The organism is Microbacterium paulum (assembly GCF_015707995.1).
Taxonomy (GTDB): Bacteria; Actinomycetota; Actinomycetes; order Actinomycetales; family Microbacteriaceae; genus Microbacterium; species Microbacterium paulum.
In genome coordinates, this window is record NZ_JAAGRY010000110.1 from 1 (window position 1) to 3,980 (window position 3,980).

At 71.5% G+C, this 3,980-nt stretch carries 4 protein-coding genes; all 4 read right to left on the reverse strand.

Annotated elements, in window-relative coordinates:
- Positions 1-121 precede the first annotated feature (121 nt).
- Genes G3N18_RS15545 through G3N18_RS15560 form a run of 4 tightly spaced genes read right to left on the reverse strand, consistent with a single transcriptional unit; the run spans position 122 to position 3,852 of the window.
- Positions 122-904 (reverse strand): ABC transporter ATP-binding protein, encoded by a 783-nt coding sequence (locus tag G3N18_RS15545; protein ID WP_338038677.1) that lies wholly within the window; start codon positions 902-904, stop codon positions 122-124.
- A gap of 7 nt (positions 905-911) precedes the next feature.
- On the reverse strand, positions 912-1,862 hold the full coding sequence (locus G3N18_RS15550) for a FecCD family ABC transporter permease (protein ID WP_196324062.1): 951 nt from the start codon (positions 1,860-1,862) through the stop codon (positions 912-914).
- Between the two features lie 56 nt (positions 1,863-1,918).
- Positions 1,919-2,920 (reverse strand): iron chelate uptake ABC transporter family permease subunit, encoded by a 1,002-nt coding sequence (locus G3N18_RS15555; protein WP_196324063.1) that lies wholly within the window; start codon positions 2,918-2,920, stop codon positions 1,919-1,921.
- The gene (locus G3N18_RS15560) at positions 2,917-3,852 is read right to left on the reverse strand and encodes an ABC transporter substrate-binding protein (protein WP_196324064.1); all 936 of its coding nucleotides are present in this window, start codon (positions 3,850-3,852) and stop codon (positions 2,917-2,919) included. The genes G3N18_RS15555 and G3N18_RS15560 overlap by 4 nt, the downstream gene beginning before the upstream one ends.
- Positions 3,853-3,980: the final 128 nt, after the last annotated feature.

Here is a 3,980-nt window from a genome sequence, read left to right on the forward strand (position 1 = left end):
CCGGGCCCGGGAAAAACCTTGGCCTGGAATCGTTCGGCTTCGCTACGCGTCATGTTTCGGAGTTTCGATGGGCTTGAAGGTCACAGGTGGATTTGCAGTGCATCAAATCAGACGCTGCTGTTCAGTCCAGTGGTAGGCACAGCGGCGACCCGTCCACGGGGTGCGGGACTACGGTGCAGGCCAGTCCGAAGACGCGCTCGACGGTCTCGGTCACGATTACCTCCGCGGGGGCCCCGGCTGCCATGACCCGGCCCTCGCCCACTGCGATCACGTGGTGGGCGTACCGGGCCGCCTGGTTGAGGTCGTGCAGCACCATCACGATGGTACGTCCCTGCTCCCGGTTGAGGCGGCGCAACAGCCCCAGCACCTCGGTCTGGTGCGCGATGTCGAGGTAGGTCGTGGGCTCGTCGAGCAGCAGCACCGGCGTCTGCTGCGCCAGAGCCATCGCGATCCAGGCCCGCTGCCGCTGCCCGCCCGAGAGGGAGTCCACCGGGCGGTCGGCCAGGTCCTCCATGCCGGCGTCGCGCATCGCGGCGGCGACGGCGTCGTCGTCCTCGGACCGCAGACGGCCCCCGAAGCCCCGGTGGGGGTGGCGGCCGAAGCGCACCAGCTCGCGCACGGTGAGCCCCTCCGGGGCGATCGGCGACTGCGGCAGGGACGCGAGCCGCCGGGCCAGGTCCCGCCGCGGGAACCCGGCGATCTCGCGGCCGTCCAGCAGCACCGACCCGGCCGCGGACGGGAGCACGCGGGACACGGTCTTGAGCAGCGTCGACTTCCCGCAGCCGTTGGCGCCAATCAGGGCGGTGATCCTGCCGCGGGGGACCACCAGGTCGACGCCGGTCAAGACGGGCTCGCGGTCGTAGCCGACGGTCAGCTCGCACGCCTGGACGACGGGGTCGGTCACGGTCGGCTCAGCGGACATGGGAACCTCTCCACAGGGTGTACAGCACGTAGGGCACGCCGATGATCACGATCACGATCCCGGCGGGGATCTCACTGGGCGGGGCCAGCGCGCGGCCCAGCAGGTCCGCGGCGGCCAGCAGCAAGCTGCCTAGGAGCGCGGCCAGCGGGACCAGGTGGCGCGGCCGGTGCCCGCCCAGCGCGGAGGCGAGGTGCGGGGCCAGCAGGCCGAGGAAGCCGACCGTCCCCACGACCGAGACGGCGGCCGCGGTGAGCAGAGCCGAGAGCACGACGAGGCCGGCCCGCAGGCGCACGGGATTGCGACCGAGCGTCAGCACGGACTCGTCCGAAAGTCGGACCAAGTCCACGACACGTGTAGCCGCGATTACCATCGGCAGCAAGACTGCCAATGCAACCGCCAGGCCCTGCGCTTGCCCGATCGTGCTGCCGTACAGCGACCCGGCGAGCCAGATCATCGACCGGTTCACGTCCCCGGGGCTCGAGACGACCACGTACATCATCGCGGCGCCCATCACCGCGCCGACCGCGATCCCGCTGAGGGCCACGGCGGCCGGCCCCCGCCGGTGGTCGACGACCGCGAATAGCACGCCCACGGCCGCCAGCGCACCGGTGACGGCGGCCACGGGCAGGGTCCACGCCGCCGTAGGGAACAGCATGATGACCAGCACGGCCCCGAGCCCGGCCCCCTTGTTCACGCCGAGGACGTCGGGGGAGCCGAGGGGGTTGCGCAGCGCGGCCTGGAGGAGGACGCCGGCAACGGCCAGCGCCGCCCCTCCGAGCAGGGCGCACAGCACACGCGGCAACCGGTAGCGGCGGACCGTGAAGGCCGCGCCGGCGTCGGGGGACAGTAGCGCGGCCACGGTGTCCCGGATCGGGATCGCCACAGCACCCCAGCTAAGGGAGACAACCACGACGGCGACCAATAGCGCCGCGACGACCATGAGCGCGAGGCGCGCCCGGGGGACGAGGGGCCGGCGCGGGAGGGTTCGACGGCGCATCATCGCCCCCGGACGACCCGGCGGGCCAGGAGGAGGTAGACCGGCGCGCCCACGAGGGCAGTCAGCACACCCACGGGGGTCTCGGCCGGCCAGCGGACCAGGCGCGCCGCGGTGTCCGCACCGACCAGCAGTGCGGCCCCGGTGATCGCGCACAGTGCGAGCTCCCAGCGGGGGCTGCGCCCGACGAGGGCCCGCACGATGTGCGGGACGATCAGCCCGATGAACCCGATGGGTCCGGCCACCGCCACGCAGATCCCGGCCAGCACGGTGACCAGGCCGATCGCACCGGCCGAGGTCAACGCGTAACTCTGCCCGAGCGAGGTGACCACCTCGGGCCCGAGGGACAGGGCCTGGAGGCGACCGGTCGCAGCCAGCACGCCGACCAGGCCGACGACGACGAAGGGCAGGGCCGTCCGGACCTCACCCCACTGGGCCCCCGCGAGGGACCCGTTGAGCCAGAAGACGACGTCGACCGCAGCGTCGTTGAGCACGGTGAAAGCCTGAACCAGCGCGGTCGCCAGGAGGTGGAGCGCCAGCCCCGCCAGAGCGAGCACGACCGGCCCGCGGGTCCCCCCGGCGCTGAGCAGCAACACGACCGCCCCGCCGACCGCGGCCCCCACGAAGGCGGGCACGAGGCCAAGCTCCCACGATGTTGCCACGACGATGGAGGCCACCGTCGCCAAAGCAGCGCAGCCGTTGACGCCGAGGGTCTGCGGCGAGGCCAGCGGATTGCGGGTGACCAGCTGCATGACGGCGCCCGCGACGGCCAGCGCGGCGCCGACCAGCACTCCCAGCACCGCCCGGGGGAGCCGCACAAAAAGCAGGGCCTCCCCCGTGGGGGAGCCGAGGTCGCCCGTCAGCAGGGCCCGCAGGGCGGAGCCGGGCCCGACGTCGCCGGCCCCCACCAGCAGGCTGAACAACACGGCGGCGAGGAGGGCCGCCGTGAGGGCCCCGCCTACGAGCAGAGGCGGGAGCACCCGGGGCGTCGTCCCGAGGCTCACTTGCCGTTCATGGTGTCGACGACCTGCTGGGCCACGGTCTCCGCGACACTCAGGCCGCGGAACCTCGTGTACAGGTTGCGGTCGGCGTCGTGGACCTGGCCGCCGGAGACGGCGGTCATGTTCTCCCACACCGGGTTGCCCGCCCAGGAGTCGGTGATCGGGGTGTCGACGTCGGAGGAGACGAACAGGACGTCGGGATCCACCTGGGCGATACGCTCGAGGCTGGCGTCCTCGTAGGGCTCCTGGTCGTCCTGGGCCGCGACGCGGAGGCCGGCGGCCTCCATGACGCTACCGACGAAGGAGGAGCTGGTGTGGATGCGCAGCAGCTCGTCGCGCGCCGTCACGAGCTGGACGGTCCGGTCCTCGCCCTCGGGGACCTGGGCGGCGATCTCGGCCATGCGCTGCTCGTGGGCGGCCACGGCGTCCTCGCCCGCGGATCGGTCGCCCAGGGCCTCGGCGATGGTCACCGTGTTGTCCTTCATGTCCTGGTAGCTGCCCTCGCGGCTGTCGAGCACGATGGTGGGGGCGATCTCCGAGAGCGCGTCGTAGACGTCCGAGTGGCGCTGCGTGTCCGCGATGATCAGATCCGGCTGGAGGCTCGCGATGACCTCCTGATTGGGCTCCGAGCGCGTGCCGACCGAGGTGTAGTCGATTTCCTCGCCGAGCAGCTGGCTCACACGCTCGGACTTCTCGTCGTCGGCGATACCCACGGGCTCGGTCCCGAGCATGTCCAGGGCGTCCACGAAGGAAAACTCCAGGGCGACGACACGCTGGGGCGTGCCGGTGATCTCGGTGGTGCCGGCGTCGTGGGCGACGCTACGGGTCTCGGAGGAGCCCTCGGTCGCGTCACCGCCGCTCTGGCCGGCGCAGCCGAACAGCAGGAGGGAGCAGGCCAAGGCCAGCAGGGCGACGACACTCTTGGCGCGAGTCACGATGAATCCTTCGATAAGGTTAGGCTAAATGATTGGCAAGGCGTGCCTCAACTATAGAACCAGCCCCCTAAACAAACCGACAACTCAGATCGACGCCACAAGGTGGTCATCTTGATCACACCCAATAA

Coding starts and splice junctions, on each gene's coding strand:
- G3N18_RS15550 (WP_196324062.1), bottom strand. CDS start 1,862: ATGGTCGTCGCGGCGCTATTGGTCGCCGTCGTGGTTGTCTCCCTTAGC.